The sequence below is a fragment of the Rickettsia sp. TH2014 genome (assembly GCF_019249195.1).
Classification (GTDB): Bacteria; Pseudomonadota; Alphaproteobacteria; order Rickettsiales; family Rickettsiaceae; genus Rickettsia; species Rickettsia felis.
Genome location: NZ_MXAX01000144.1, coordinates 45 through 1,483, shown reverse-complemented (window position 1 = coordinate 1,483; position 1,439 = coordinate 45). Strand labels below are relative to the sequence as shown.

Here is a 1,439-nt window from a genome sequence, read left to right as displayed (position 1 = left end):
AGCAGAGTATAAATTACAGCAAGAACAAGAAGCTAAAGCAACTAATAAAGTAAAATGATAGTTGCTAAAATACAAAATAATCAAAAGTTGCTAATATATTTAAAGTTAAAAAATTATTTATTATTGCAACTTTTTAATTTTTACTTTAATTGTAATCAACTATTATTAACAAAAATAAGAAATAACTTTTTATGGAAGATATAAGCTCTTGGAAAGAAAAGTTTGAAGTTTGCGTTTATGCTAAAAAGCTACTTGATAAACTCGAATATTTAAACACTAAAGTAAAAAATCCAGTTGATATAGAGGAAGTCAAAAAAGCCATCTACTACGCTCGTAAATATCACGGTTCACAAATGCGTCAATCAGGCGATCCTTCCTATTCTCATCTAATTGAAGTAGCGATTATGCTTGCGGAGTTTGTAGCAGACGAAGCCCCTAAGCTTTTTACTTCTAACATGATAAATGCTGCTCTACTTCATGATACTATTGAGGATACAGAGCTTACTGAAAAGATGATCGTCGAAATTTTTGGTAAAGAAATAGCAAAACATGTAGAAGGTTTAACTAGAATCAAACCTTATGGAAAAATCAGTGCCGAGGAAAGCTTAAACCTGTTAATCAAACAAAAAAGATATGATACAGCCCTCATAAAACTTTTTGATAGAGCCCATAATATACAGACTTTAGGAGCTAAATCACCTGAGAAAGCTAAAAAAATTATTGAAGAGACTTTAATACATTTTGTAACTATAGCTGTATATTTTAAAATTACAGTAATAAAAGAAAGGCTCTTATTTTTATGCTATCAGTATCTATATCCTAAAGATTATCAGCTGGAACGGTCACTAACGAAGTTTGAGGATAGCTTTCAACCACTTTATCCAGCTTTTCAAAATATAATATTCTCCACGTAAAACCTATACTTACTGGAATTAGTATAAACAATACCCCCCCAATTATCAAAATATTTAACTAAAAAACTAGTCCAAAAGAGGTAATAATATGCATTAAGGCTCGTGATAAAGCAAATAACCAACTTGGATAGGTAAAATGTTTAAAAATTGGAAAATGCTTTATATATATAGGTACAGCAGGTGAATAATTAAGAGAAAATGAAATTAGTATAACTTGTAATATCAATAAACTCAAAGGAGCAGTTATTATATTTAATAAATAAGGAAAAATAAGAATAAGAATGTCAAATATTACTATATTAACTCTTAAAAGAGTTAAGGGATAGATATAATAGCTTAAATAGGTCCATATTATGAAACTAAATATCTGAAATATTGAAACAATAAAATTTTGATGAATAATTTGCTCACTGGTAAAATTAAAATTATTTTTCATAATATTCCCACAGTGAAAATAGATAATATAAAAGCATACTGGCCATGCATATAATAGTTGAGATTTAATCTTACATTTAGTAAAATTAA

General features: G+C 27.9%; 2 protein-coding genes. One reads left to right on the top strand and one right to left on the bottom strand.

Annotated elements, in window-relative coordinates:
- Positions 1-191 precede the first annotated feature (191 nt).
- A complete protein-coding gene (locus KYQ89_RS02710; protein ID WP_218460296.1) occupies positions 192-914 on the top strand; it encodes an HD domain-containing protein in 723 nt (240 codons plus the stop codon).
- A 58-nt stretch (positions 915-972) separates the two neighbouring features.
- On the opposite strand, the gene KYQ89_RS02705 is transcribed toward KYQ89_RS02710, so the two are convergent.
- Positions 973-1,350 carry an MFS type sugar transporter gene (locus KYQ89_RS02705; RefSeq protein WP_218460295.1) on the bottom strand — a complete coding sequence of 126 codons (378 nt, stop codon included), beginning with the start codon at positions 1,348-1,350 and terminating at the stop codon, positions 973-975.
- Positions 1,351-1,439 lie beyond the last annotated feature (89 nt).